The sequence below is a fragment of the Methylobacterium oryzae genome (genome assembly GCF_021398735.1).
Taxonomy (GTDB): Bacteria; Pseudomonadota; Alphaproteobacteria; order Rhizobiales; family Beijerinckiaceae; genus Methylobacterium.
Genome location: NZ_CP090349.1, coordinates 968871 through 991455 on the forward strand (window position 1 = coordinate 968871; position 22585 = coordinate 991455).

Annotated in this window: 28 protein-coding genes and 1 pseudogene; 18 read left to right on the forward strand and 11 right to left on the reverse strand. The window is 74.5% G+C overall.

The features are described 5' to 3' along the window. Positions 1–18: 18 nt before the first annotated feature. The gene (locus LXM90_RS04590) at positions 19–861 is read left to right on the forward strand and encodes a DUF6456 domain-containing protein (protein WP_419149861.1); all 843 of its coding nucleotides are present in this window, start codon (positions 19–21) and stop codon (positions 859–861) included. 6 nt (positions 862–867) lie between these two features. On the opposite strand, the gene LXM90_RS04595 is transcribed toward LXM90_RS04590, so the two are convergent. Beyond that, positions 868–1296: a SufE family protein gene (locus LXM90_RS04595; RefSeq protein ID WP_020090933.1), complete on the reverse strand. Its 429-nt coding sequence runs from the start codon at positions 1294–1296 to the stop codon at positions 868–870. An 80-nt stretch (positions 1297–1376) separates the two neighbouring features. Next, positions 1377–2468 (reverse strand): sensor histidine kinase, encoded by a 1092-nt coding sequence (locus LXM90_RS04600; RefSeq protein WP_234081908.1) that lies wholly within the window; start codon positions 2466–2468, stop codon positions 1377–1379. A gap of 359 nt (positions 2469–2827) precedes the next feature. Here LXM90_RS04600 and LXM90_RS04605 point away from each other — a divergent pair, with 359 nt between their 5' ends. From LXM90_RS04605 to LXM90_RS04615, 3 genes are all read left to right on the forward strand, one after another. After that, entirely contained in the window at positions 2828–3130 is a 303-nt protein-coding gene (locus LXM90_RS04605) for a DUF3761 domain-containing protein (protein ID WP_091676159.1), read from the forward strand. A gap of 115 nt (positions 3131–3245) precedes the next feature. Next, positions 3246–3908 carry a helix-turn-helix domain-containing protein gene (locus tag LXM90_RS04610; protein WP_103984632.1) on the forward strand — a complete coding sequence of 221 codons (663 nt, stop codon included), beginning with the start codon at positions 3246–3248 and terminating at the stop codon, positions 3906–3908. Further along, positions 3883–5181, forward strand: a complete 1299-nt coding sequence (locus LXM90_RS04615) for a DNA-packaging protein (protein WP_234082951.1) — start codon at positions 3883–3885, stop codon at positions 5179–5181. Before LXM90_RS04610 ends, LXM90_RS04615 begins: the two co-directional genes overlap by 26 nt. Positions 5182–5542: 361 nt before the next feature. On the opposite strand, the gene LXM90_RS04620 is transcribed toward LXM90_RS04615, so the two are convergent. Then, entirely contained in the window at positions 5543–5785 is a 243-nt protein-coding gene (locus LXM90_RS04620; protein ID WP_234081909.1) for a hypothetical protein, read from the reverse strand. Between the two features lie 58 nt (positions 5786–5843). Further along, complete coding sequence (locus LXM90_RS04625) at positions 5844–6914, reverse strand: hypothetical protein (RefSeq protein WP_234081910.1); 1071 nt, start codon at positions 6912–6914, stop codon at positions 5844–5846. Positions 6915–6944: 30 nt separating this feature from the next. Here LXM90_RS04625 and LXM90_RS04630 point away from each other — a divergent pair, with 30 nt between their 5' ends. The 3 genes from LXM90_RS04630 to LXM90_RS04640 are packed head-to-tail and all read left to right on the forward strand — an operon-like array spanning position 6945 to position 10045. Then, positions 6945–8138 carry a phage portal protein gene (locus LXM90_RS04630; protein WP_234081912.1) on the forward strand — a complete coding sequence of 398 codons (1194 nt, stop codon included), beginning with the start codon at positions 6945–6947 and terminating at the stop codon, positions 8136–8138. 41 nt (positions 8139–8179) lie between these two features. Next, positions 8180–8734 carry an HK97 family phage prohead protease gene (locus tag LXM90_RS04635; protein WP_020090926.1) on the forward strand — a complete coding sequence of 185 codons (555 nt, stop codon included), beginning with the start codon at positions 8180–8182 and terminating at the stop codon, positions 8732–8734. Between the two features lie 24 nt (positions 8735–8758). Next, on the forward strand, positions 8759–10045 hold the full coding sequence (locus LXM90_RS04640) for a phage major capsid protein (protein ID WP_234081913.1): 1287 nt from the start codon (positions 8759–8761) through the stop codon (positions 10043–10045). A 15-nt stretch (positions 10046–10060) separates the two neighbouring features. On the opposite strand, the gene LXM90_RS04645 is transcribed toward LXM90_RS04640, so the two are convergent. Next, positions 10061–10633: a hypothetical protein gene (locus tag LXM90_RS04645; protein WP_234081914.1), complete on the reverse strand. Its 573-nt coding sequence runs from the start codon at positions 10631–10633 to the stop codon at positions 10061–10063. A 702-nt stretch (positions 10634–11335) separates the two neighbouring features. On the opposite strand from LXM90_RS04645, the gene LXM90_RS04650 reads away from it, so the two are divergent. After that, complete coding sequence (locus tag LXM90_RS04650; protein WP_234081915.1) at positions 11336–12991, forward strand: porin; 1656 nt, start codon at positions 11336–11338, stop codon at positions 12989–12991. Between the two features lie 152 nt (positions 12992–13143). Here the strand turns inward: LXM90_RS04650 and dps are convergent, their stop codons facing one another. The 3 genes from dps to LXM90_RS04665 all read right to left on the reverse strand — a co-directional run bounded on the left by dps (position 13144) and on the right by LXM90_RS04665 (position 15660). Then, complete coding sequence (dps, locus tag LXM90_RS04655; protein WP_012321876.1) at positions 13144–13689, reverse strand: DNA starvation/stationary phase protection protein Dps; 546 nt, start codon at positions 13687–13689, stop codon at positions 13144–13146. Between the two features lie 148 nt (positions 13690–13837). Beyond that, positions 13838–14749, reverse strand: a complete 912-nt coding sequence (locus LXM90_RS04660; protein WP_020090922.1) for a S1 family peptidase — start codon at positions 14747–14749, stop codon at positions 13838–13840. 149 nt (positions 14750–14898) lie between these two features. Beyond that, on the reverse strand, positions 14899–15660 hold the full coding sequence (locus LXM90_RS04665; protein ID WP_020090921.1) for a S1 family peptidase: 762 nt from the start codon (positions 15658–15660) through the stop codon (positions 14899–14901). Between the two features lie 25 nt (positions 15661–15685). Here LXM90_RS04665 and LXM90_RS04670 point away from each other — a divergent pair, with 25 nt between their 5' ends. From LXM90_RS04670 to LXM90_RS04700, 7 genes and pseudogenes are all read left to right on the forward strand, one after another. Continuing rightward, positions 15686–16249: a head-tail connector protein gene (locus tag LXM90_RS04670; RefSeq protein ID WP_020090920.1), complete on the forward strand. Its 564-nt coding sequence runs from the start codon at positions 15686–15688 to the stop codon at positions 16247–16249. 23 nt (positions 16250–16272) lie between these two features. Continuing rightward, positions 16273–16626 (forward strand): head-tail adaptor protein, encoded by a 354-nt coding sequence (locus tag LXM90_RS04675; RefSeq protein WP_020090919.1) that lies wholly within the window; start codon positions 16273–16275, stop codon positions 16624–16626. Next, positions 16623–17051 (forward strand): tail completion protein gp17, encoded by a 429-nt coding sequence (gp17, locus tag LXM90_RS04680; RefSeq protein ID WP_020090918.1) that lies wholly within the window; start codon positions 16623–16625, stop codon positions 17049–17051. The genes LXM90_RS04675 and gp17 overlap by 4 nt, the downstream gene beginning before the upstream one ends. Before the next feature lie 11 nt (positions 17052–17062). Next, positions 17063–17473: a phage major tail protein, TP901-1 family gene (locus LXM90_RS04685; RefSeq protein WP_020090917.1), complete on the forward strand. Its 411-nt coding sequence runs from the start codon at positions 17063–17065 to the stop codon at positions 17471–17473. 5 nt (positions 17474–17478) lie between these two features. Next, positions 17479–17841 (forward strand): gene transfer agent family protein, encoded by a 363-nt coding sequence (locus LXM90_RS04690; protein WP_020090916.1) that lies wholly within the window; start codon positions 17479–17481, stop codon positions 17839–17841. 53 nt (positions 17842–17894) lie between these two features. After that, positions 17895–18059: pseudogene (locus LXM90_RS04695) on the forward strand (phage tail assembly chaperone); the annotation flags it as partial. Between the two features lie 9 nt (positions 18060–18068). After that, entirely contained in the window at positions 18069–18647 is a 579-nt protein-coding gene (locus LXM90_RS04700) for a phage tail tape measure protein (RefSeq protein ID WP_020090915.1), read from the forward strand. Between the two features lie 18 nt (positions 18648–18665). Here the strand turns inward: LXM90_RS04700 and LXM90_RS04705 are convergent, their stop codons facing one another. Further along, positions 18666–19583 (reverse strand): TauD/TfdA dioxygenase family protein, encoded by a 918-nt coding sequence (locus LXM90_RS04705; RefSeq protein ID WP_020090914.1) that lies wholly within the window; start codon positions 19581–19583, stop codon positions 18666–18668. A gap of 384 nt (positions 19584–19967) precedes the next feature. Between LXM90_RS04705 and LXM90_RS04710 the strand changes: the two genes are divergently transcribed. From LXM90_RS04710 to LXM90_RS04720, 3 genes are read left to right on the forward strand one after another with little or no spacing between them, the layout of a single operon-like run. Then, positions 19968–20609: a DUF2460 domain-containing protein gene (locus LXM90_RS04710; RefSeq protein ID WP_234081917.1), complete on the forward strand. Its 642-nt coding sequence runs from the start codon at positions 19968–19970 to the stop codon at positions 20607–20609. A 14-nt stretch (positions 20610–20623) separates the two neighbouring features. After that, positions 20624–21499: a DUF2163 domain-containing protein gene (locus tag LXM90_RS04715; protein ID WP_234081918.1), complete on the forward strand. Its 876-nt coding sequence runs from the start codon at positions 20624–20626 to the stop codon at positions 21497–21499. Next, on the forward strand, positions 21496–22044 hold the full coding sequence (locus LXM90_RS04720) for an NlpC/P60 family protein (protein WP_020090911.1): 549 nt from the start codon (positions 21496–21498) through the stop codon (positions 22042–22044). The genes LXM90_RS04715 and LXM90_RS04720 overlap by 4 nt, the downstream gene beginning before the upstream one ends. Here the strand turns inward: LXM90_RS04720 and LXM90_RS04725 are convergent. Beyond that, positions 21975–22259: an addiction module antidote protein gene (locus LXM90_RS04725; protein WP_056527585.1), complete on the reverse strand. Its 285-nt coding sequence runs from the start codon at positions 22257–22259 to the stop codon at positions 21975–21977. The two genes, LXM90_RS04720 and LXM90_RS04725, sit on opposite strands and share 70 nt — an antisense overlap. Beyond that, positions 22259–22561, reverse strand: coding sequence for a type II toxin-antitoxin system RelE/ParE family toxin (locus tag LXM90_RS04730; protein ID WP_234081919.1), 303 nt, complete (start codon positions 22559–22561; stop codon positions 22259–22261). Before LXM90_RS04730 ends, LXM90_RS04725 begins: the two co-directional genes overlap by 1 nt. Between the last annotated feature and the right edge of the window lie 24 nt (positions 22562–22585).

Here is a 22585-nt window from a genome sequence, read left to right on the forward strand (position 1 = left end):
ACGGAACAAAACATGAACATGCGAGTGAAGAGCGGCCGTTCCGCCTCCGCGGGGACGCGTCGCCGCGGCGCCGCTCCGGGGGATCTCCCGTCGGAGGCGGGGCGCCTGCTGGCGCGGCTCGGGGAGCCCGGCGCCTACGCGCGGCCCGACCCCCTGGTCGAGGACGCGCTGGTCGCCCGGCGCGGCGGCGACGGGATCTCGGTGGGGAGCGGCCGCTTCGCGGCCGCCTCCGGGCGCGCCCTGGCGGCGGCCGATCTGGCGACGTGGAACGCGGCCGGCACGCGCCTGACGATCAGCGAGGCCGGGCGGGCGCGCCTGCGCCGGGAGGCCCGGCCGGGCGACTTGGCCTTCGCGGACCAGCACCGCGACCTCGCCGTCGTGGAGGGCGGCGCCGGGCCGACCCTGCGCAACGCTGCCGAGAACCCCCTGGCCTGGATGGTGCGGCGGCGCGACCGGGACGGCGCGCCGCTCATCGACGCGGCCGCCTTCGAGGCCGGGGAGCGGCTGCGGCGGGACATGACCACCGCCGCCCTGCTGCCGCGGATGGGCGCGGATCTCGGGGCGCCCCGGATCGACGGCGGCGGCCCGCGCGACCCGGCCTCCGCGGCCGACCACGTGATCGCGGCCCGGCAGCGGGTGCGCGGCGCCCTCGACGCGGTCGGGAGCGACCTCTCGGGCCTGCTGATCGACCTCTGCGGATTCCTGAAGGGCCTGGAGCGGATCGAGGCCGAGCGCCGCTGGCCGGCCCGCTCCGCCAAGGTCGTGGCCCGCATCGCCCTGGGGCGGCTGGCCGAGCATTACGGGCTGGAGCGGGAGGCGACCGGTCCGGACCGAGCCCGCCTGCGCCTCTGGCGCGGGTGAGGCCGCTCAGGCCTCGGCGGCGAGCCGGACCGCGTCGCGGTGGATGCGCTCCGCCATCGCCCGGACGCCGTTGGAGCGCTTCGACGTGACGTGGGCGCCGAAGCGGAGCTGCCGGAACAGGTCGAGGCCGTCGGTCTCGGCGGCCTCCTGGGGCGTCTTGCCGGTGTAGAGCGCGATCATCAGCGCCACGAAGCCGCGGACGATGAACGAGTCGCTGAAGCCGTGCAGGACGAGGCGCGGCGTGCCGTCCGCCGGCTCCGCCCGCGTGTCGATCCAGACCTGGCTCTCGCAGCCGTGGACGCGGTTCGCCTCGGTCCGCTCCGATTCGGGCATCGGCGGCAGGGCGCGGCCGAGCTCGATCAGGTATTCGAGCCGCATGTCGTCGTCTTCGACGATCTCGAAATTCTCGATGATGGTGTCGATGGGAGGGAGCATGCTCGGCCGGGTCCGGAAAGGTCTGGGCCGCTATAGGCCGGCCGCGCCGTTGTGGCGACGGGGTCCGGCGCCGCGGGCGCTCATTGCGGGCCTGGGCGCGCCGCCGGCAGGGTCAGCCACAGGGGGTCGCCCGGGCTGGCATCGCCCGCGACGCTGATCTCCGCCTGGGCCGCGTAGGCGGCGATGAGGCGGGGGCCGAGCTTCGGGACGTTCGGTCGGCCCGACTCGGCCGTGTCGCTCACCTTCGAGACGATCGAGAGGCGCAGCGGCGCGGCGGCCTCGATGTCGATGGCGATGGCGCAGGCGACGTGCTCGGCGGTGGCGTCCAGGCACTCGGCCACGATCTCCGCGACGATCATGCCCAGGGCGTTGGCGGTGCGCGGCTCCACGAGACCGTTCCCCGAGCCGCCGACCTGGACGCCGATCCGCCCGGCCCGCCGGAGCTGCCCGAGCCCGGAGGCGAGGCGGTGCAGGTAGTCCTTGAGGTCGATCGACGCGATGTGCGGCGCCTCGTGCAGGTGCTGCTGCACCAGCGCGATCGCCCGGACCCGCTGGCCCAGCGCCTCGAAGCTGCCGCGGCAGGGGTCGGGGGCCGCCCGCCCGTAGAGGCCGATCAGGCTAACCATCACCTGGAGGTTGTTGCGGACCCGGTGGTAGACCTCGGCCAGCAGCGCCTCCTTCTCGGCCAGCGCGTGCTCGATGTGCTCCTCCGCGTGCTTGCGGTCGGTGATGTCGAAGCAGGAGCCGAGATAGCCCTGGAACCGGCCGTCCTCCACGAGGGGGCGGGCGGTGTCGAGCAGCCAGCGGTACTCGCCGTCGTGTCGCCGGAGGCGGAACTCGACGGTGAAGGGCGCCCGCGCCTCGAACGCCTCGGCGACGATCCGGGCGTGCCGCTCGAAATCCTCGGGATGCAGCCCGCGGCGCCAGCCCAGGCCGAGCTCCGCCTCCAGGGGGCGCCCGGTGAATTCCAGCCAGCACTCGTTGTGGTGGATCGCCTGACCGGCCTCGTCCGAGCGCCACATCATCAGCGGCACCACGTCGGCGAATCGCCTGAAGCTGTCGCTGAGGGCGGCGGCTTCCGCGGTGCCCTGCGCCGGGCCCCGACCAGGATCCCCCGCGGGGCCGTTGCCCAGCGGGTCTTCCGCGCCGGACCCTGGTGGCTCACCGACCATTCTGTACCCGATTCACTCTGACGAACTGCGTGAAAGGCGACGCCTGCGTGCGGATGGCGCCGGTCAACGTGTCGACCGGACGGCCGTTCCGGTCCTGAACCGCGTTCAGATCTGCCATTCACCGGGACATTAGCGGCAATACCTTTCGAGCCCGTTCAGCATCCCGCCGACATGCGGGGCCGCACCGGGCGCGCGGACGCGGCGGAGAGCCGGTCGGACGACCCCGGCCGAGGTCCGGCCCGCGCGCACCCCGTGACCCACGCGCACAACCTGTAGCTGGCTTCTGGATAACCACAGATAGTTCGTGACGCCCCGATCCGGTTGTGTCTCTTGGCAGATGATACAACCTTGAGGGTGCCGTGCTGCCTGTCCCGACCGCGACGAACGCCGCCCGCTGGCCGGTGCTCGCCGGCCTCGTCCTCCTCGGCCTGTCGGGCGGCGCCGTCGCCCGGCCGTTCTCGGAGCCCGACGACCGGAACCTCGACCGCCACGGCCACTACCGCAGCCGGGACGGGTCCGACGTCCACCGGCCGGCCAAGAGCCTCGACGGCAGGAAGCCCGCGGGCGCCACGGCCAAGTGCCGGGACGGCACGTGGAGCTTCAGCCACACCCGTCGAGGCACCTGCTCGGGTCACGGCGGCGTGGCGCACTGGGCGGGCTGAGACCGAACGATGCCTTAAGTCCTAGATCAGTCGAGAAATAGGAATTAACGCTTGACACCGGCGCGCTGCCGGGGTATCAACCAGGCACGGTCGAGACGTGTGCGGAGAGACCCCGATGTGGCCACCCCCTCCCAGCAGGGCGGACAGCCGCGCCGAGGCCCTGACGCTCCTGCGCGAGACCGACCTGACGTGCGACGCGATCGCGGCCCTTCTCGGCGTCCACCCGAAGACCGTGCACACCTGGAACGCCCGGGCCGGCTGGCCGAGGCCGCGGCAGCACCGGCCGCGGCTCCTGACGGGGCGCTGGCCGGCGGCGCGCCGGGCCGCCCTGATCCGCCTGCTGTGCACGCCTGGCGCCGATCCCGGCGACGTCACCGAGATCCTCGGTCTCGGCCGGCTCGACCCGGCGATGATGGCCACGGCCTTCGGGGCTGACCTGCCGCCGGCGGTCACCGGGCGCGGCGACCCCGCGGCCGACCCGGCGACCCTGCGGGCGCGTCTGCGCGCCCACATCGCCCGGCAGATCGCCGCCTTCGACGCGGCTCTGAGCGGGGCCGGGGCGGGCGCGGGCGACTCCGCCCGAATCCTGCGCGACCTCGGCGGCCTCAAGCGGCTCCTCGACACGGTGGATGCGGAGGGCGCGCGCGGCGCCGCGGGGGAGGGGGGCGATGGCACCGGACGCGACACCGAACCCGACACCGAGCCCGACCTGCCCGCCCTGCGCGCGGAGATCGCGCGACGCGTTGCTGGCTTTGTCGGCGGCCGGGCGGCTGCCTGACTTCCTCGAGACGCTGCCGCCGGACCTCCTCCGGGCGCTCGCGGGCGACTGGCTGCACCAGGCCCGGCCGGACCAGCTGCCGCCGCCCGACGCGGCGCCCTGGACCACCTGGGCGGTGATCGGCGGCCGCGGCAGCGGCAAGACCCGCACCGGGGCCGAGTGGGTCGACGCCCTCGCGCGCGGCGACCCGGCCTTCGCGGGCGCGCCGGTCGGGCGGATCGCCCTGGTGGGCGAGACCCATCTCGACGTGCGCGACGTGATGGTCGAGGGACCCTCCGGCCTCCTCGGCCTGCCGGCGCGGGGACGGGCCCGGCCCGCCTGGTCGCCGAGCCGCCGCCGGGTGGAGTGGAGCAACGGCGCCGTCGCGCTCGCCTTCTCGGCGGAGGAGCCCGACGCGCTGCGCGGCCCGCAATTCGGCGCCGCGTGGTGCGACGAGGCCGCCAAGTGGCGCCGGCCCGAGGTGGCCTTCGACATGCTGCAGTTCGGCCTGCGCCTCGGCGCCCGGCCGCGCAACCTCGTGACGACGACGCCCCGGCCGGTGCCGCTGATCCGCCGCCTGCTCGCCGACCCGCGCACGGTGGTGAGCCGTGCCCGGACCCACGACAACGCCGCGCATCTCGCGCCCGACTTCCTCCAGCAGGTGGTCGGGCGCTACGCCGGCACGCGGCTCGGCCGGCAGGAACTCGACGGCGAGCTCATCGCCGACCGGGACGACGGCCTGTGGACGCGCGCGGCCCTGGAGGCCGGCCGCCTCGCCGCGGCGCCCGATCTCGGGCGGATCGTCGTGGCGGTGGATCCCCCCGCCGCCTCGGGCGCGCGCTCGGACGCCTGCGGGATCGTGGCGGCCGGGCGCGCGGGCGGGCACGCCTACGTGCTGGCCGACGCGAGCCTCGCCCGCGCCACCCCGCAGGCCTGGGCGGCCGCGGCGCTGGCGCTCTACCACCGGCTCCGGGCCGACGCCCTCGTGGTCGAGGTCAACCAGGGCGGCGAGATGGCCGCCGCCGTGCTGGGCCAGTGCGACCCCGCCGTGCCGGTGACCCGGGTCCACGCCACGCGGGGCAAGTACCTGCGCGCCGAGCCGGTCTCGCTGCTCTACGCCCGCGGGCTGGTCCACCACGTCGGCGCCTTCCCGGCGCTGGAGGACGAGCTGTGCGATTTCGGTCCGGACGGCCTGTCCGGCGGGACCTCGCCCGACCGTCTCGATGCCCTGGTCTGGGCGCTCACGCACCTGATGCTGGAGCCCCGGGCCGAGCCCCGGATCCGGCGGTTGTGACAGCGGTCGCCGGAAACAATTCGGCGCGCTTCGGGTGAAGCGCGCCGGAGTCGGTTCGTGGTCTCTGGAACGAACTGCATGCTGTATACACAATGTCGTGCGCCAAATCTGTAGCGATCAGGCCACGGCACGCGGTCCTGAGCTGGGAATCCCCACCGTAATTCTCCGTATTGCGCGCCGACGGCGGGCGGATTGAGGGGCGCATCTGTCGGGTTGATCCCCGCCGTCCTTCCCGGGCGCCGCGGCCCGGCTCCGATTCCCGAACCGTCGTCGCTGCCCGACCCCGGCACATCGGCATGCCGGGTTCTTGGGCGTGCCGGGTTCCTGGGCGTGCCGGGCTCCTGGACGCCCGAGCGGTCGCTCAATCGCCGCCGCCACCGCCATCACCGCCGCCGCCGCCGTCGCCGCAGCTGCCGCCGTCGCTGCCGTGGCAGCCGCCATCGCCGAAGATCGCGCCGCCGTCGCCGCCGGAGCCCGAATCGTAGCTGAGGGAGCCGGAGCGGCGGGGCCCCCGGGAGCGCGTCGCGGAGGGCATGAGGCAGCGGAGGAAGGGGACGAGCGCGATGACGAAGATCGCGAGTTCGAGGGCCTGCTTCCTGTCCATCGGAACCTCCATCGGTTCGTCGGTCCGGACAGTCTAGCACAGGTCGGCGCCGGGCCGGTCAGGGCGGCGTGGTCAGGCTCCGCAGGGCGGCCCGGACGTCGGCGAGGGTGCCGACCAGGGCGTAGCAGGCGAAATCGTGCGCGCCGGCGGCGGCGTTCGCCAGCCGGAAGCGGCAGCTCAGGCGGTTCGCCCCGGCCTCGGGCGCGACCGCGAAGCCGGGCCGCGGCGCGTCGGGCTCCTGCTCCGGCGGACCCGGGGCCCAGACCGCGAGGGCGTGCGAGCCCTCCGGCGTCGCCAGGATCACCGGGTCCGGCCGCTCCCCCGCTCCGGGGCCGAGGGGCGCAAGCCCGCCGGTCGACGGGTCGAAGCGCCAGGCCGCGGAGAACTCCGCCGGCACCGCGGCGGCGAGGGGTTCGAGACGCAGCGCCGCCGCGGGCTCGGTCAGGTTGAAGCTCGCCTGCACCTCCACGGCGTTGCCGAGGCCCGGCAGGCCGAGGGCGACCCGCTTGCGCAGGAGCGGGGCCGGGGCCGGGATCGCGGGGCTCGCGGAGGCGGTCGGGCAGTCCGCGGGCGGCTCGTCGGCCGGGTCGGCGGGGCCGTCCCAGGCCATGCGGGTCTCGGTTTCGGCCCAGCTCCGGCCGGCGCGCAGGGCGCGGAGCCGCCGGGCCGCGGGCGCGCCGGACCCGTCCTGCGGGGTGCCGGCCTCGCTCGCCCGGCGGCAGGCGGCGCCGGAGCCGATCTCCGCCCGCGCCTGCAGGGCGTCGCCGGGCTCGGTGTCGGCGAGGAAGGTGACGCCGTCCCAGGTCAGCGTGTCCACCGCCCCGGCGACCCGCCGGGACAGGCGCAGGCTGATCTCGGACCGGCCGAAGGGGCGCGCCAGGATCAGGGTCCCGTCGGGCTCCGGCCACAGGGGCGCGGGTGCGGGCGCATCCGCGGCCCGGGCCGGCGCGGCCGGGGGCGCGGCCAGTGGCCCGGCCAGGGGCCCGCCCAGAGGCCCGACGACGAGCGCTGGGACCAGAGCCGCGACCCGCGCCGCGACGCGGGACTCCGCCCGGACCCGTCCCCGGACCCGTCCCCCGAACCGCGCCTGGGGCCGCGCCTGGGGCCGTGTGGGGATCCGGGGCTGCATCGCGTGACCATAGCTCAGGAACGGACCGGCATGTCGACCCTCCTCGAACGCCTGGCGCGGGTCGCGCGCCGCGCCGCCGGCGGCCCGGCCCTCGCCACCAAGGCCGCCGCGGCCCCGGCCTTCGCCCTCTACGCCGAGGGACGGGCCAGCTGGACGCCCCGCGATCCGGCGGCGCTCGCCCGGGCCGGCTACCAGGCCAACCCGGTCGTCCACCGGGCGGTGCGGCTCGTCGCTGAGAGCGCCGCCGGCCTGCCGCTGATCGCCACCGGCCCCGGCGCCGAGCGCGCGGGCGACCTGCTCGCCCTGCTGGCGCGGCCGAACCCCCGGGAGAGCGGGCCGCACCTCTTGGAGACGCTCTACGCCGACCTCCTCCTCACCGGCACGGCCTACCTGGAGGCGGTGAGCCTCGACGGGCGGGTCGCCGCGCTCCAGGCCCTGCGTCCCGGACGGATGCGGGTGCTGCCGGGCCCGGACGGCTGGCCGGCGGCCTATCTCTACACGGCGGGCGGGCGCAGCCGCCGGTTCGACCTGCCCGAGCCGGGGATCGCCGTGGCGCCGATCCTGGCGCTGACGCTGTTCCACCCGGAGGACGAGACCGGCGGGCTCGCCCCGATCGCGGCCGCCGCCGCCGCCCTCGACATCCACAACGCCGCGAGCGCCTGGAACAAGGCGCTGCTCGACAACGCCGCCCGGCCGTCCGGCGCCCTGGTCTTCGCCGGGGCGACGCTGTCCGAGCCGCAATTCGACCGGCTGAAGGCGGAGCTGGAGGCGAACTACCAGGGTTCCGCCAATGCCGGCCGGCCGCTGCTGCTGGAGGGCGGCCTCGACTGGAAGCCGCTCGCGCTCTCGCCGCGCGACATGGATTTCGTGGCGGCCAAGGACGCGGCCGCCCGGGAGATCGCCCTGGCCTTCGGCGTGCCGCCGCTGCTGCTCGGCCTCCCCGGCGACAACACCCACGCCAACTACGCCGAGGCCAACCGCGCCCTCTACCGCCAGACCCTGATCCCCCTCGCGGCCCGCACCGCCCGGGCGCTGGCCGGCTGGCTGGAACCCGCCTTCGGGGCGATCGACCTGGAGCCCGACCTCGACCGGATCGAGGCGCTGGCCGGCGAGCGGGAATCCCTGTGGCGCCGGGTCCAGGCCGCGGACTTCCTGTCGGCGGCGGAGAAGCGGGAGGCCGTGGGCTACCCGCCCGCGATGCCGGGGGCGCCGGGCACACCCTGAGGCGCGGGGCGCGCCCTCACTGTCCCATCCGAGGATCCCCCATGGACGGCCACTTCTCCGGCTATGCCAGCCTGTTCGGCGTGCCCGATCTCGGACGCGACGTGGTGGTGCCGGGCGCCTTCGCGGCGAGCCTCGCCCGCCGCGGGGCCGCGGGCGTGCGGCTCCTGTTCCAGCACGATCCGGCCGAGCCGATCGGCCGCTGGCTCGCCCTGCGCGAGGACGGCCGCGGCCTGTTCGCGGAGGGCGCGCTCAACCTCGCGGTGCAGCGCGCCCGCGAGGTCGACGCCCTGATGCGCGGCGGCGGCCTCGACGGGCTCTCGATCGGCTTCCGCACGCTGCGCGCCCGGAAGGGCACCGGCGGCGAGCGCCGGCTCCAGCAGGTCGACCTCTGGGAGATCTCGCTCGTGACCTTCCCGCTGCAGCCGGGGGCCAGGGCGAGCTCCGCGTCGATCCCGGCTCCGGACCCGGAGGCCGACGCGATCCGCGGCCTCGCCGGCCTGATCGCGCCGCCGGGCGCCCTCGGACCCGCCGCGAGACCCGCCGCGAGACCTGCCGCGAGACCTGCCGCTTGGCCGCTGCCGGCCGCGCGGTCCTGACTTCCACCCCCGACGAGGCCCATCATGGACGCCCAGACCCCGATCGCCGATCCCGCCCCGCTGGGCGGCCTGCCGCCGCTGGAGAACAAGGCCGCCCATTCCGACGGCGGCCCGGTCCGCTCCGCCCTGGACGAGCTCGCCGCCGCCTTCGCGGCCTTCAAGGAGACGAACGACGCGCGGATCGACCGGATCGAGGGCCGCCTCGGCGTCGACGTGCTCACCGAGGAGAAGCTCGCCCGGATCGACGCGGCCCTCGACGCCGCCCGCACCCGGCTCGACCGGATCGCCCTGGAGCGGGCCCGGCCGCCCCTCGGCCAGCCGGACGTCCGGGAGACGGGGGCCGCGCACGAGCACAAGGCCGCCTTCGACCTCTACGTCCGGGCGGGCGAGAGCGCCGGGCTCAAGCGCCTGGAGGCCAAGGCGCTCTCGGCCGGCTCCGGGCCGGACGGCGGCTACCTCGTCCCCGACACGATCGAGCGGACCGTGCTCGCGCGCCTCGGGCAGGTCTCGCCGATCCGGTCGATCGCCAGCGTGCAGCCGATCTCGGGCGCCCAGTACAAGCGCGCCGTCTCGGTGGGCGCGCCGGTCACCGGCTGGGCCGCCGAGACCGCGCCGCGCCCCGAGACCGCCGCGCCGGCCCTGTCGGAGATCGCGTTCCCCGCGATGGAGCTCTACGCGATGCCGGCCGCCACCCAGACGCTCCTCGACGATTCCGTGGTCGATCTCGACGCGTGGCTCTCGGCCGAGGTGGAGACCGCCTTCGCCGAGCAGGAGGGCGTCGCCTTCGTGTCCGGCAACGGCGCGAGCCGCCCGCGGGGCTTCCTGAGCTACGACACGGTCGCCAACGCCGCCTGGGTGCCGGGCAAGATCGGCACGGTCGCCACCGGGACGGCGGGTGCGTTCCCGTCGGCGAGCCCGGGGGACGCGCTGTTCGACCTGATCTACGGGCTGCGGGCGGCCTACCGGCAGAATGCCGGCTTCGTCATGAACCGGCGCACCCAGAGCGCGATCCGCAAGTTCAAGGATTCGGAGGGCAACTATCTCTGGCAGCCGCCCCTCGCCGCCGGCCGGTCCGCGACGCTGGTCGGCTTCCCGGTCACCGAGGCCGAGGCGATGCCGGACCTCGCCAAGGACAGCCTGTCGGTGGCCTTCGGCGACTTCCGCCGGGGCTACCTCGTGGTCGACCGGACCGGGATGCGGGTGCTGCGCGACCCGTACTCGGCCAAGCCCTACGTGCTGTTCTACACCACCAAGCGCGTCGGCGGCGGGGTGCAGGATTTCGACGCGCTCAAGCTCCTGAAGTTCTCCTGACGCGCGGCGGCGACCCTAGCCGGGGCAGCCCGCGCGGTCGCCGCAGCCCGCGAGCCGCCCGGCCTGCTGCTTGGCCCGCTCGAGATTGGTGCGGGCGGTGACCAGCCGCTCGCTGGCCTCCCGGCGGATCCGCACCGAGGTGCCGGGCTTCGCCTCGCGGACGTCCACGGCCTCCCAGTAGGCCATCGCGGCCTGCAGCTCGGCCTGCGCCTCCTTGAGGGTCGGAACCGGCGGCTGCGGCATCTCCGGCATCTCGGTGAGGCGGCCCTCCAGCACGGCCCGCGCCACGGCGATCTCGAACCGCCGGTCGACGCCGAACTGCGCCATCCGCTCCAGGTTCGGCTCGATCATCTCGAGGAGCGCCAGGGTCGGGACGACCAGCGCGTGCGCGTCCCCGCCCCAGCCCGGATCGCATTTCTCGCCGTTGACCGTCCAGAAGATCCCGCGCGCGGTGGCGATGCGGCCGTTCCGCACCTCGCGGACGCGCAGGAAGAAGAAGCGCTCGCCGTAGATCGGGTCGAGCGAGCGAATACAGGCCAGGCTGCCGGTTCTGGCCGCCTGATAATATGTCTCAAGATCGATTTCCACTGACGTCTCACAATTTCAAGGGCTGCATGACGCGGATCCGCTCGGGCGGACGCGCGGAAATCATGGAAACGCTGAAACGGTACGCGGACGACTCGGGCGTGGGACGGGATGAAACGAAGCGCTGCGCATGGGCGGCTCGCCTAGGGCCGATCGGCCGTGCCGATCGACCCGATGGGGTGAGAGGGGACCGGGACCCCGGCGCCGCCTCTCGATACCGAGCAGTCCGGGTCCGGTCCCGTCGGCAGACGTCCGTCGCTGCGGGGCCCGCGCACCGCCCGGCGCGGCGCCATCCTGCAGGGCGATCGGATCCGCGTCCGAGCCGGCCCGTGAGGGCTCGACGGCCGAATACCCCTTCGTTTCCGGTAGATCAATACGATCTGTCAGGGAAGTACAGTGTTTCTGCTAGAAACATGGTCTGTTAGTACGCTTTCCAGCCGAAACGCTCGTGCTGTGTCTGTTTCCGTCGGACAAACAAGATCATTTTTATGTGGCCGCGTGGCCACCGAATACATTGGCACGGGTGGCCGTTCCGATTTGGGATTGATGGCTGCGGCCATTTGCGGGAACTTATTCGAACAAGAGCTCGAAAGAACCAGAGCTCATCGGCAAGACGAATCAATTCGGCCGAAACAAATAATAGCAGCGCGGCCTGCGTGGCTGAATGCTGTCTCCAATATGGGTCTCGACGTTTTGGGGAAATCGATGAGGATCTTGAAGCACACGCTCCTCTGTTCCGCCGCGGCTCTGTCCGCGGCGAGCGCAGCGCAGGCGGCTGATCTGCCGGTCAAGAAGGCTGTCCCGATCGAGTACGTCCGCGTCTGCGGCGCGTACGGCGCCGGCTTCTTCTACATCCCCGGCACCGACACCTGCCTGCGTCTCTCCGGCCGCGCCCGGTTCGAGGGCGGCTACATGACCAGCTACTCGCGGCAGAACGGCTCGAACGTCGGTGATACGTCGGGCTACCAGGGCCGGATGCGCATCAACCTCGATGCCCGCACCCAGACCGCCTACGGCACCCTGCGCGCCTTCGTGCGCCTCGATGCCGGATCCCGCACCGGCTATTCCGGCGTCGGCCAGTCGGGCACCCAGCAGCGCATCGGCCAGGCCTTCCCGGCTCTCGGCATCGACCAGTTCGGTCGCGCCCAGCAGTTCGTGAACGTCGACAAGGCCTTCATCCAGTTCGCCGGCATGACCGCCGGTCGCGCCTCGTCGTTCTTCGACTTCTACGCCCACGACTTCGAGTTCGCCGGCGCCACGCTCGGCTCCGACATCGCCTCGACCAACCTGCTCGCCTACACGGCCACGCTCGGCAACGGCCTGTCCGCCACGATCTCGGCCGAAGACCCGGTCTTCCGCCGCAGCCCGATCTTCTCGCAGACCAACAACCCGGCCGGCGTGACGAACAACTCCAACATCGTCAATTTCGCTCAGACGAACGCTCCGGCCGAGGTGTTCATCGGCTACACCGGCGGCGTGCCGACCCGGTACAGCTTCGTCGACGTGATCCAGCGCTCGCGCATGCCCGACGTCGTCGGCGCCCTGCGCCTCGACCAGGCCTGGGGTTCGGCGCAGCTGTCGGCGGCCGTCCACGAGCTGAACGTCGGCAACGTGGCCAACGGCGCCGGCACCGGCACCGGCTCGAACATCAGCATCCCCCACACCAGCAACTCGTACGGCTGGGCGGTGCAGGGCGGCCTGAAGATCAACACGCCGTTCATCGCGCCGGGCGACGCCCTCTACCTGCAGGGCGCCTACGGCTCCGGCTCGCAGATGTACACCGGCTACTGCGCGTTCAGCGGCTGCTACTCGCAGAACCCGACGACCATCCAGGGGCAGAAGTTCGCGCAGTACTTCAACGACGCCACGGTGAACCCTTTCACGGGCCAGATGGAGCAGTCGACGAGCTTCACCGCGACGGCCTCGTACCTCCACTACTGGTCGCCGGAGTGGCGCTCGGCCTTCTTCGGGTCGTACGGTGAGATGAGCTACGGCAGCGGCGCCCGTCTGGCCCAGGGCGCGGCCTTCGCGCTGGCGAACAACACCGGTGGCAACTCGTTCGGTGTGAACGGCGTCGGCGTGCCGGGCACCCGGTTCTTCCAGCTGAGCGAGGCGCTGCGCGACACCTACCAGTTCGTGGCGGGCGGCAGCATCATCTGGTCGCCGGTCAAGGACCTCGATATCGGTGTCGAGGGCTTCTACACCCAGGTCGGCGTCAAGAACGGCCGCGTGATCGACCGCGACAAGAGCCCGACGGCCTACGCGAACGTCGCCGGCATCAACAACGGCACCTTCGTGCCGCGGACCACGACGGCGGACAGCGTGTCCACCTTCCGCTTCCGCGTCCAGCGCGACTTCTGATCCCCGATCGGGACCGGTTCGCCCTCCAAAGCTTCCCGGTCCTGATGTCCCCGTGCAAAGGGACCCCACTGAGCCCGGCCTCGCGGCCGGGCATTTTCGTATCCCCGATCGCGTCGAGTCGCGCCCCGCCCGAAGGCGGGGCGCCGCGATCCTCAGCGGCCCGCGTTGCCGTCGCGCAGGGTGCCGGTCGGCTCCTGCACGTGCGCCTCGAGGAACCAGAGGTGCTTGTCGACCGCCCGCGAGATCTCGGTGAACAGGTCGGCCGTGTCGGGGTCGCCCGCCTCGTCGGTCTCGTCGATGTTCTGCCGGACCGCGTTGGCGTAGGCGGCGTAGCTGTCGATCAGCGCGGCGATGTGGTCGGCGATGGCGTAGATGCCGGTCGGGTAGGCCGGCAGCTTGGTGCGCTCGGCGACCGCCTGGGTCGAGCCGAAGGCCGTGGCGCCGAGCTGGACCGCGCGCTCGGCGACGCTGTCGTTCAGCTCGTCGAGCTGGGTGCGGAACCCGTCGAGCATCTCGTGGACGCCGATGAACTGCGGGCCCTTGAGGTTCCAGTGGGCCTGCTTGATCGCCAGGGCGAGGTCGATGCCGTCCGCGAGCCGGGCGTTGAGCGCCTCGATCGAGACCTTCTTGGCGTTCGAGTCGGTGTTGTTGCGGGTCTTGTGCGTCCGCGGGGTGTTGCTGGTGCCGGTGTCGGCCATGCTCTCGCTCCGTGAGCCGGGAAGGTTCGGATGCGAAAAGTGCCGATCGGCCTCCGGGTTCCCGCAGGCGCGAAGGATCCGGGAGCGGGCAGCGGCTTTGCGGCGGTCAGGCCGCGGCCGGGCCGCGGCCCGACTGCGGTGAGGCCCCTCAGCGGCGGCGGCCCGGGCGGGCCATCCAGTCGGACCGGTTGCCGCGGGGCAGGGCGTCGCCGACCTGGATGCGCGACAGTTCCGCCGTGCGCGCGGCGATCCAGCCGGCATGCTCGGCCACCGGGGTCACGGCGGTGAAGCCGCCGCAGGCGGTCCGGCGCGCGCCCTGCTGCAGGGCGCCGCTCGACCAGCTCACCACGCCGACGATCCGGTAGCCGCCGGGGCCGCCGGTCAGGATCGGGCCACCGGAATCGCCCAGGCAGGCGCCGGCGCCCGAGGTCTCGGCCATGCGCCGCCGGTCGGTGACGACGGTCACCCGGTTGGCGACCTGGAGCGAGCCGATCGACACGAGGTGGGCGAGCCGCAGGATGCGCGCCGAGTTCCGCCGGTTCTCGGCCACCACGCCGAAGCCCGCGATGTCCACGGGCTGCCCGTCGGTGATCGAGCCCGCGCCCCGGGGATCGAGGGGCACGTAGTCGTTGCCGAGCGGGCGCTCGAGCTTGAGCAGCGCCAGGTCGACGCCGGGCTGGTCCTCGGGGGTCGTCCCGGGCACGAAGTCCGGGTGCATGGAGGCGGTGATCACCGCGGTCCGGTGCTGGCGGAAGTTCCGGTCGACGCTGATCACCGTGTAGCCGGCCGGCCGCATCACGCAGTGGGCCGCGCTCAGCACGAGGTCCGGGGCGATCAGGGTCCCCGAGCAGATCTCGCCCTCGGTGCTCTCGATCCGCACCACGAAGCTGCGCGCCCCGTTCGGGTCCCGCGTCGTCGTGCCGTTGATCACCGCCGCCGCGGGCGTGGGCAGCAGGCCTCCGAGGGCGCCGAGCAGCGACAGGCCCAGGAACCCGCCCCACAGGCCGCCGCGCAGGCTGCGCTCGCGGGGGCCGGCCTTTCGGATCGGGCGAGGGGACATCGGGAACTCCGGGCGCGCGCGGGCGCGGGTGGGGGACGCCGGAGGCGGCGCCGAGGGAGCCTGGGGCGAGGGGCCCCAGATCGAGTGAGCCTAGAGCAAGGCAATAGCCCGGCCAAGCTGAGGTTCCCTGCGCACGCGGCGCCGCGCCGCTACTGCACCCAGCGCGCCGTCCGGTCCCAGCCGTCGAGCACGCGGTCGATCCAGCCCCGCTGCGGCCCCACCAGGACGCCCTGGGTGAGGCCGCCGCAGGCGCCCCCGATCCAGGCCGACAGGGCCAGCACCGCCCCGTCCGGTCCCGCGATCGGGCCGCCGGAATCGCCCTGGCAGGCGCCGCCGCCCGCGCCCTTCAGCCAGACCAGGATGCGGCTCGGCCCGTAGGGCTCGATCACCGGCAGGCCGAGGCTGCGGTAGGTGCCGGTGGAGCGCGGGTCGCCGGGCTTGGCCGCGCCGTAGCCCGACAGGGTCAGGGTCTCGCCCGCCCGCGCCGGGGCGGCGCTCAGGGTCACGGGCGCGAAGCGCGGCGGCAGCGGCGTCTCGGTGCGCAGCAGCGCGAGATCGACGGAGCGCCGCCGGGAAGCGGCCGCGCCGGCGTCGTAGCCCGGATGGACCGCCTGGGCGGTGACGTCGACGAGCACCGGCGCCCCGGCGGCGTCGCGGAAATGGACGCGGTGCTCCTTGGCGTCGGCGAGGCAGTGGCCGGCGGTCAGCACCGTGTCGGGGCCGAGCACCACGCCGGTGCAGACACCGCCCTTCGACGACAGGACCATCACGGCCCCGCCGGCCGGCGCCTCGGTGCCGCCGACGATCGCCCGCGCCGGGACGGCCGCGAGCACCGGGATCGCCATCAGGATCGCCGTGACGGTCGCTACCCGCGCGGCGCGGGCCGCCGGGCGGCGCTTCGAGATCGGCATCGGACCACCTGCAGAGAGACGTGCGATGATCCCGTTACGCATCGCCGCCGCCGCCGTCGAGCCGGTGGGCGTGCCCGACCTGCGCGCCTACCTGCGCGTCGACTCCGACGCGGGCGCCGACGAGGACGGCCTGCTCCAGGCCCTGATCGCGGCGGCCCGCGCGAGCCTGGAGATCGAGACCCGGCGGATCCTGGTCCCGGGCCGGTACCGGATCGCCCTGACGGCCTGGCCGCCGGACGGGCAGGTGCCGCTGCCCCTGAGCCCGCTGGTCGCGATCCTCCGCGCCGGCCTCGCGGACCCGTCCGGAGGCGTCACCGACCTCGACGCCGGGCTGGTGCGCCTCGGCCCCGACCCGGACGGGGCACCGTCCCTGCAGGTGGATCCGGCCGCGCCGGATCCCGCCGGCCGCACGATCCTGATCGAGGTCGCGGCCGGGTACGGCGGCGACGGTCCGCCGCTTCCCGAGCCCCTGCGCCTCGCGATCCTGCGCCTCGCCGCCGCCCGCTACGAGCGTCGCGGCGACGAGCCCGACGCCGCCCGCACCGACGCCGCCGCGCTCGGCGCGCCGTTCCGGCGCCTGCGGCTGTGATCCTCGCACCCGGAGCTTCCCCGATGGCGACCTCGTTCCAACGCCCGCCCCTCGGCGCGCGGCGGCGCCGCTTCGTCCTCGAGCGGCCCCTGGAGGAGCCCGACGGGTTCGGGGGCGTGCTGCGCCGCTACGTGGCCGGCCCGGTCCTGTGGGGCGCGATCGCCCCGGCGGGACTCGCCGACCGACCGGCCGGCGGCCGCACCGACACGCGGCCCGCCTACCGCGTCACCCTGCGGAGCCGGGCCGCGCTCGACCCGACCATGCGGCTCGCCGCCGGGCCGCGCCGCTTCGCGATCCGCGCCGTCGCCGAGCCCGACGCGCGGGGCCGCGACCTGATCTGCCACGTCGAGGAGCTGCCCGGGGAGGGGCGGTCGTGAGCGATCCGGGCCCGCTCCTGGCGCTCCGCGCCGGCCTGATCGCCCGCTTCGCCGCCGACGCCGCCCTGGCCGCGCTGCTGGGCGGCCGCGTCCGGCTCTACGACGAGCCGCCGCGCGGCACGCTCCCGGTCTACGCGCTGTTCGGCGACGCCGAGATCGCGGACGAATCCGTCGACGGCGCCGAGCGCCACCGGCACAGCCACGCGATCGCGGTGATCGCCCAGGCGGGCTCGGTGCGCACCGCCCTCGACGCCGCTTCGCGCATGGCGGCGCTCCTCCGGGACGCCCCGACGCCCCTCGTCCTGCCGCTGGCCGGCTGCCGGCTCGTGACCCTCCGGGTGCGGGCCGTCCGCGCCCGGCGCGACGCCCGGACCGGCGAGGCCAGGGCGACCCTGACGGTCGAGGCCGTCACCGAGAACCTGTGAGGAGGGTGCCGATGGGCGCGCAGAAGGGCAAGGACCTGCTGATCCGGGCCGGCGACGGTGCGGGCGGCTTCGTGGCGGTGGCGGGCCTGCGCAGCCGCCAGATCACCCTCAACGCCGAGACCGTCGACGTCACCAACGCCGATTCCGCCGGGCGCTGGCGCGAGCTGCTCGCCGGGGCCGGGGTGCGGCGGGCCGCGATCGCCGGCTCGGGCGTGTTCCGCGACCAGGCCTCGGACGCGCGCCTGCGCCTGCTGTTCTTCGAGGGCGCGGTCGAGGTGTTCCAGATCGTGATCCCGGCCTTCGGGATCCTGGAGGGGCCGTTCCAGATCGCGAGCCTGGAGTACCGGGGCGACCATGCCGGTGAGGTCACCTTCGACATGAGCCTCGAATCCGGCGGCGCGCTCGCCTTCGCGGCGGTCTGAGCGCCGTGGCCAACCGGATCCGCGGCGAGGTGCCGCTCACCCTCGGCGGGCGGCGCTACACGCTCTGCCTCACCCTCGGCGCGCTCGCCGAGCTGGAGACCGCGCTCCAGGCCGGCGACCTCGCGGGCCTCGCCGCGCGCTTCGCCGGCGGGCGCGTCTCGGCCCGCGACCTGATCGCCCTCCTGGGCGTCGCCCTGCGGGGCGGCGGCCACGACCTCGACGACGCGGCGGTGGCGCGGCTGCCGCTGGCGGGCGGGCTCGACGCCGTCTCGGCCGCCCTGGGCGACGTCCTGGCGGCGGCCTTCGGGGAAGCGCCGGGCGGGGAGGCGGCGGGCGGGGAGGTACCGGGCCCGGCAAACCCTCCCTAGGGCCGGACGCGGAGCCGCCGCCGCGTCCGGCCCCGGAGCGCTTCCCCTGGGACGACGCCCTCTCCCTCGGCCTCGGCGCGCTGGGTTGGCGGCCCCGCGACTTCTGGTCGGCGACCCCGCGGGAGTTCGCCGCGGCGCTCGGCCGGCGCGCCGGCCCGGAGCCGCTGTCCCGCGCCGCCTTCGCGCGGCTCCTCGCCGCCCATCCCGACCCACCGTGAGGCACCGCCATGGCCGAGACCGACCCGCAGGCCGACTCGCTGTCCGACGACCGGATCCGGCAGCTCGAGACCCTGGACCGACTGGCGCAGAGCTTCGGCCGCAGCCTCGACACTGCCCTGACCCGCGGGGCCGCGTCCGGCCGCAGCCTCGACGGCGTGCTCGGCACCATTGGGGCGCGCCTCGCCGGCGTGGCGGCGCGGGCGGCGGCCGGGCCGATCCAGTCGGGCCTCACGGGCCTGATCGGCGCGATGCTGGGCTCCGGCGCGGAGACGGGCTTCGCCCGCGGGGGCGTGTTCCGGGGCGGCCGCGTCCAGCCCTTCGCCGCCGGCGGCGTCGTGGCCGCGCCGACCTACTTCCCCATGGCGGGCGGCGCCGGCCTGATGGGCGAGGCCGGCCCGGAGGCGATCCTCCCCCTCGGCCGCGGGCCGGACGGTCGCCTCGGCGTGGCCGCGGGCGGCGCCGCGGCGCGGCCGGTCTCCGTGACGGTCAACATCGCGACCCCCGATCCGGGCGCCTTCCGCCGCTCGGAGGCGCAGGTGACCGCGAGCCTCGCCCGGGCGGTGGCGCGCGGCCAGCGGGCGACCTGAGGCGCGCGCGGCCACAGCTCACGCCGCCCTGCGCGCCTCCGTCTCCCGCGCCCGGCTGGTGCGGCCGTCGACGCTCACCGGCGCGACGCCCTGGATCGTCACGCGGCGGACCACGCGGGGCGCCTCGCCGTAATCGTCCACCGCCCGGTGGACCGTGGCGCGGTTGTCCCAGATCGCCACGTCGCCCGTCCGCCACGACCAGCGCACGGTGTTCTCGGGCCGGGTCGCGTGGTCGTGGAAGATCGCCAGCAGGTGCTGCGAATCCGCGGTGGTCAGGCCCAGGATCCGCTGGATGAAGTGGCCGACGATCAGCGAGCGCTCCCCGGTCTCCGGGTGGACGTGGACCAGCGGGTGCTCGGTCTCGAACACGGTCCTGGTGAACACCTCGTCGTAGCGCCGCCGCCCGGCCTCCGACACGTTCACCCGGCCGCCGACATAGTCGTAGACGTTCGAGTGCAGCGCCCAGAGCTTGTCGGCGAGGTCGCGCAGGGGCTCGGGCAGGTCCGCGTAGGCCGCCGCCGTGTTGGCCCAGAGCGTGTCGCCGCCGTGGGGCGGCAGCGTCACGGCCCGCAGGATCGAGAGCGCCGGGTAGGCCGGCACGAAGGTCACGTCGGTGTGCCAGGAACTCGCCCGCTCGCCCCGGCTGCCGTCGATGTCGAGGATTCCCGCCGTGCCGGCGAGGGAGGGCACGGTCGGATGCGGGACGAGGTCGCCGAGGCGCCGGCCGAACGCCTCCTGCCCGGCCTCGTCGAGGTCCTGGTCGCGGAAGAACACCACTTTGTGGGTGTTCAGCGCCTGCCGGATCGCCGCGACCGTCCCGTCGTCCAAGTCACCCGAGAGGGTGACGCCGCGGATCTCCGCGCCGATGCGGCCGGCGACGCGGCGGATGTCGAGGGCAGGGGCGGATGCGTGCAGGGGCTGGGGGATGGCGCTCATCGGAAGGTTTCCCTGGCAGAACGGCGCCGCGTCGTGCGGATCGCGCGGTGAACCGAGATGTGCGGACCGAGAGGACTTCGGAGAACATCCGCTTCGGTGCGGCGATCTTCGATCAACTGCCGTCCCGTGTCGATGAACGGCGCTTTTGATTTTCCGGCGCCTCTCGGAAGACTTTTTTCAGCTGCTCCGATCCGGCAGCGATACCGTTCCCCGGGCGTCGCGCGGGATCTGCGGCCCGGCCTCCGTCCTCGCGGGCGGAGCGAAGCGATCCCGGAGTGCCACGGTCACGGATGTCGCGCTGCCCTGGGTCGCGTCGCTGCGCTCGCGAGGACGCCCCGGAAGACCGGCGCGGCCCTGTCGCCACCCGAACCGGAGAGGCCCGCCATGGCCGACGATTTCCACGAGGTGCTGTTCCCACTCGACGTCTCGCTGCGCGCCGGCGGCGGCCCGCAGCGGCTCACCGAGATCGTGACCCTGGCCTCGGGCCGGGAGCACCGGAACGGCCGCTGGGCCGATTCCCGCCGCCGCTACGAGGCCGGGTTCGGGATGCGCGGCCTCGACGCCCTGCACGCCGTGCTGGCCTTCTTCGAGGAGCGGCGCGGGCGGCTCTACGGATTCCGGTTCCGCGACCGGGTCGACGACCGCTCCGGGCCGCCCGGCCGACCGACGAGTCCCTCTGACCAGCCGCTAGGCACCGGCGACGGCGCCACCGCGTCCTTCCCGCTGGTCAAGACCTACGGGTTCGGCTTCGCGCCCTACAGGCGCCGGATCGCCAAGCCGGTGGCCGGCAGCGTCCGGGTGGCGGTCGGCGGCCGGGAGGTCGAGCCCGGCGCCTTCGCGTGCGACCCGACGACCGGCCTCGTCACCTTCGCGGCGGGCCGCGTCCCGCCGCCCGGCGCCGCCGTGACGGCGGGCTTCGCCTTCGACGTGCCGGTCCGGTTCGACACCGACGCGCTGACCATCGACCTCGCCGCCTTCACGGCCGGGGAGATCCCGAAGGTGCCGCTCGTCGAGATCGTGCCCTGAGGAGGCGTGACGCCATGCGCGACATCCCGGAGGCCTTCGCGGCCCATCTCGCCGGCGGGGTGACCACCCTGTGCCGCTGCTGGTCCCTGCGGCGGCGGGACGGGCTCGCCCTCGGCTTCACCGACCACGACCGCGACCTGACCGTCGCGGGCCTCGTCCACGCCGCCCGCACCGGGCTGGAGGCGGCCGAGGCCAGCGCCGAGCTCGGCTTCGCGGTCTCGGGCGGCGACGTGGCGGGAGCGCTCAGCGGCCTCGGCCTCACCGAGGCGGACATCGCCGGCGGCCTCTACGATGGCGCCGCCGTGGAGACCTGGCTGGTCGACTGGCGCGACACGGAGACCCGGCTCCTCCTCGACGTCGCCACGATCGGCGAGGTGCGCCGGGACGGCGACGCCTTCGTGGCGGAGCTGCGCGGCCTCGCGCACCGGCTCGGCGCCGAGCGGGGCCGCACCTACCGGGCGACCTGCGGCGCCGATCTCGGCGATGCCCGATGCCGGGTGGACCGCGCCGCGTGGACGACGGCCGGCCGGGTGACCGGCGTCCCGGAGCCGGCCACGCTCGCGGCGGCGCTCGCCGGGTCCTTCGCGGACGGCCTGTTCACCGGCGGGCGCCTGACCTGGACGACGGGCGCCAATGCCGGGCTCGCGGCCGACGTGCGCCTCCAGCTCGGGCCCCTGATCGAGCTCTGGACGGTGCCGCCCCGGCCGGTCGCCGCCGGCGACAGGTTCAGCCTGACGGCCGGGTGCGACAAGCGCCTCGCCACCTGCCGCGACCGCTTCGCCAACGCGGTCAATTTCCAGGGCTTCCCGCACATGCCCGGCAACGACGCGGTCATGCGGGCGGTCCCCGGCTCGGACCCCATCCTCGACGGCGGGAGCCTCTTCCGATGAGCGCGATGCGCCGCGAGATCGGCCGGGATATCGGTGTCGCGGCGCTCGGCGAGGCGCGGCTGTGGCTGGGCACGCCCTACCGCCACCAGGCGTCGCTGCGCGGCGTGGGCTGCGACTGCCTGGGCCTGCTGCGCGGGGTCTGGCGCGGGCTCTACGGCGCCGAGCCGGAGGTGCCGCCGCCCTATTCCGGCACCTGGGCGGAATCGGCCGCGCCCGGGACCGACCCGCTCACCGAGGCGGCCGCCCGCCACCTCGTGCCGGTGCCCGGACCCCTGGCGGACCTGGCGCCGCGGCCGGGCGACGTCCTGCTCTTCGCCTTCCGCCGCCACCTGCCGGCTCGCCACTGCGCCATCGCCACCGGCGCCGGCGCGATGATCCACGCCCACGACGGGGCCGCCGTCACCGAGGTGGCGCTCACCGGATGGTGGCGGCGGCACGCGACGGGGGTGTTCCGGTTTCCGGCGCGCTGCGGCGCCTACGAGGAACGCGTCGATACGGTGAGCTTGACGCCGAGCACGTCCATGATCTTGCGGACCGTCTCGTAGCGGAGCTTCGAGCCCGGCGTCAGCGCCTTGTAGAGGCTCTCCCGACCGACACCCGCTTCCCGGGCGATCTGCGCCATGCCGCGTGCCTTCGCGACATCGCCCAGGGCCGCGATGAACAGCTCGGGGTCGGGGTCGTCGAGCGCCGCCGCCAGGTATTCGGCAATCGCCTCCTCACTGTCGAGGAATTCCGAGGCGTCGAACGGTGTGAAACGCATCAGGTGATTCCGTCGAGAGAGGCGGCCATGGATTTGGCCCTCTGAATGTCCCGTGTCTGACTGGACTTATCGCCGCCGCACAGGAGCAGGTACGTTACCTCGCCGCGTCGGACATAGTACACGCGAAAGCCCGGGCCATACGGGATCCGTATCTCGAACACACCTGTTCCGACCGGTTCGGCATCCCCGAAATTGCCGAGCCCCGCGCTGCGGATACGTGCCGCGATGCGTGCCCTGGCGCGGTGATCCTTCAGGCCCGTGAGCCAAGTCCGGACGGTGTCGGACAGCAGGATCGTCGTCACCGATCGAACGTATCCGATCGGATA

Excerpts from the sequence above, each read along its gene's own strand:
- LXM90_RS04725 (WP_056527585.1), bottom strand. The coding sequence starts at position 22,259 with ATGCGTTTCACACCGTTCGACGCCTCGGAATTCCTCGACAGTGAGGAG.
- LXM90_RS04670 (WP_020090920.1), top strand. The coding sequence starts at position 15,686 with ATGATCCCGTTACGCATCGCCGCCGCCGCCGTCGAGCCGGTGGGCGTG.
- LXM90_RS04720 (WP_020090911.1), top strand. The coding sequence starts at position 21,496 with ATGAGCGCGATGCGCCGCGAGATCGGCCGGGATATCGGTGTCGCGGCG.
- LXM90_RS04700 (WP_020090915.1), top strand. The coding sequence starts at position 18,069 with ATGGCCGAGACCGACCCGCAGGCCGACTCGCTGTCCGACGACCGGATC.
- LXM90_RS04620 (WP_234081909.1), bottom strand. The coding sequence starts at position 5,785 with ATGGACAGGAAGCAGGCCCTCGAACTCGCGATCTTCGTCATCGCGCTC.
- LXM90_RS04710 (WP_234081917.1), top strand. The coding sequence starts at position 19,968 with ATGGCCGACGATTTCCACGAGGTGCTGTTCCCACTCGACGTCTCGCTG.
- LXM90_RS04705 (WP_020090914.1), bottom strand. The coding sequence starts at position 19,583 with ATGAGCGCCATCCCCCAGCCCCTGCACGCATCCGCCCCTGCCCTCGAC.
- dps (WP_012321876.1), bottom strand. The coding sequence starts at position 13,689 with ATGGCCGACACCGGCACCAGCAACACCCCGCGGACGCACAAGACCCGC.
- LXM90_RS04675 (WP_020090919.1), top strand. The coding sequence starts at position 16,273 with ATGGCGACCTCGTTCCAACGCCCGCCCCTCGGCGCGCGGCGGCGCCGC.
- LXM90_RS04635 (WP_020090926.1), top strand. The coding sequence starts at position 8,180 with ATGGACGGCCACTTCTCCGGCTATGCCAGCCTGTTCGGCGTGCCCGAT.
- LXM90_RS04630 (WP_234081912.1), top strand. The coding sequence starts at position 6,945 with ATGTCGACCCTCCTCGAACGCCTGGCGCGGGTCGCGCGCCGCGCCGCC.
- LXM90_RS04600 (WP_234081908.1), bottom strand. The coding sequence starts at position 2,468 with ATGGTCGGTGAGCCACCAGGGTCCGGCGCGGAAGACCCGCTGGGCAAC.
- LXM90_RS04665 (WP_020090921.1), bottom strand. The coding sequence starts at position 15,660 with ATGCCGATCTCGAAGCGCCGCCCGGCGGCCCGCGCCGCGCGGGTAGCG.
- LXM90_RS04640 (WP_234081913.1), top strand. The coding sequence starts at position 8,759 with ATGGACGCCCAGACCCCGATCGCCGATCCCGCCCCGCTGGGCGGCCTG.
- LXM90_RS04660 (WP_020090922.1), bottom strand. The coding sequence starts at position 14,749 with ATGTCCCCTCGCCCGATCCGAAAGGCCGGCCCCCGCGAGCGCAGCCTG.
- LXM90_RS04685 (WP_020090917.1), top strand. The coding sequence starts at position 17,063 with ATGGGCGCGCAGAAGGGCAAGGACCTGCTGATCCGGGCCGGCGACGGT.
- LXM90_RS04595 (WP_020090933.1), bottom strand. The coding sequence starts at position 1,296 with ATGCTCCCTCCCATCGACACCATCATCGAGAATTTCGAGATCGTCGAA.
- LXM90_RS04625 (WP_234081910.1), bottom strand. The coding sequence starts at position 6,914 with ATGCAGCCCCGGATCCCCACACGGCCCCAGGCGCGGCCCCAGGCGCGG.
- LXM90_RS04610 (WP_103984632.1), top strand. The coding sequence starts at position 3,246 with ATGTGGCCACCCCCTCCCAGCAGGGCGGACAGCCGCGCCGAGGCCCTG.
- LXM90_RS04650 (WP_234081915.1), top strand. The coding sequence starts at position 11,336 with ATGAGGATCTTGAAGCACACGCTCCTCTGTTCCGCCGCGGCTCTGTCC.
- LXM90_RS04715 (WP_234081918.1), top strand. The coding sequence starts at position 20,624 with ATGCGCGACATCCCGGAGGCCTTCGCGGCCCATCTCGCCGGCGGGGTG.
- LXM90_RS04590 (WP_419149861.1), top strand. The coding sequence starts at position 19 with ATGCGAGTGAAGAGCGGCCGTTCCGCCTCCGCGGGGACGCGTCGCCGC.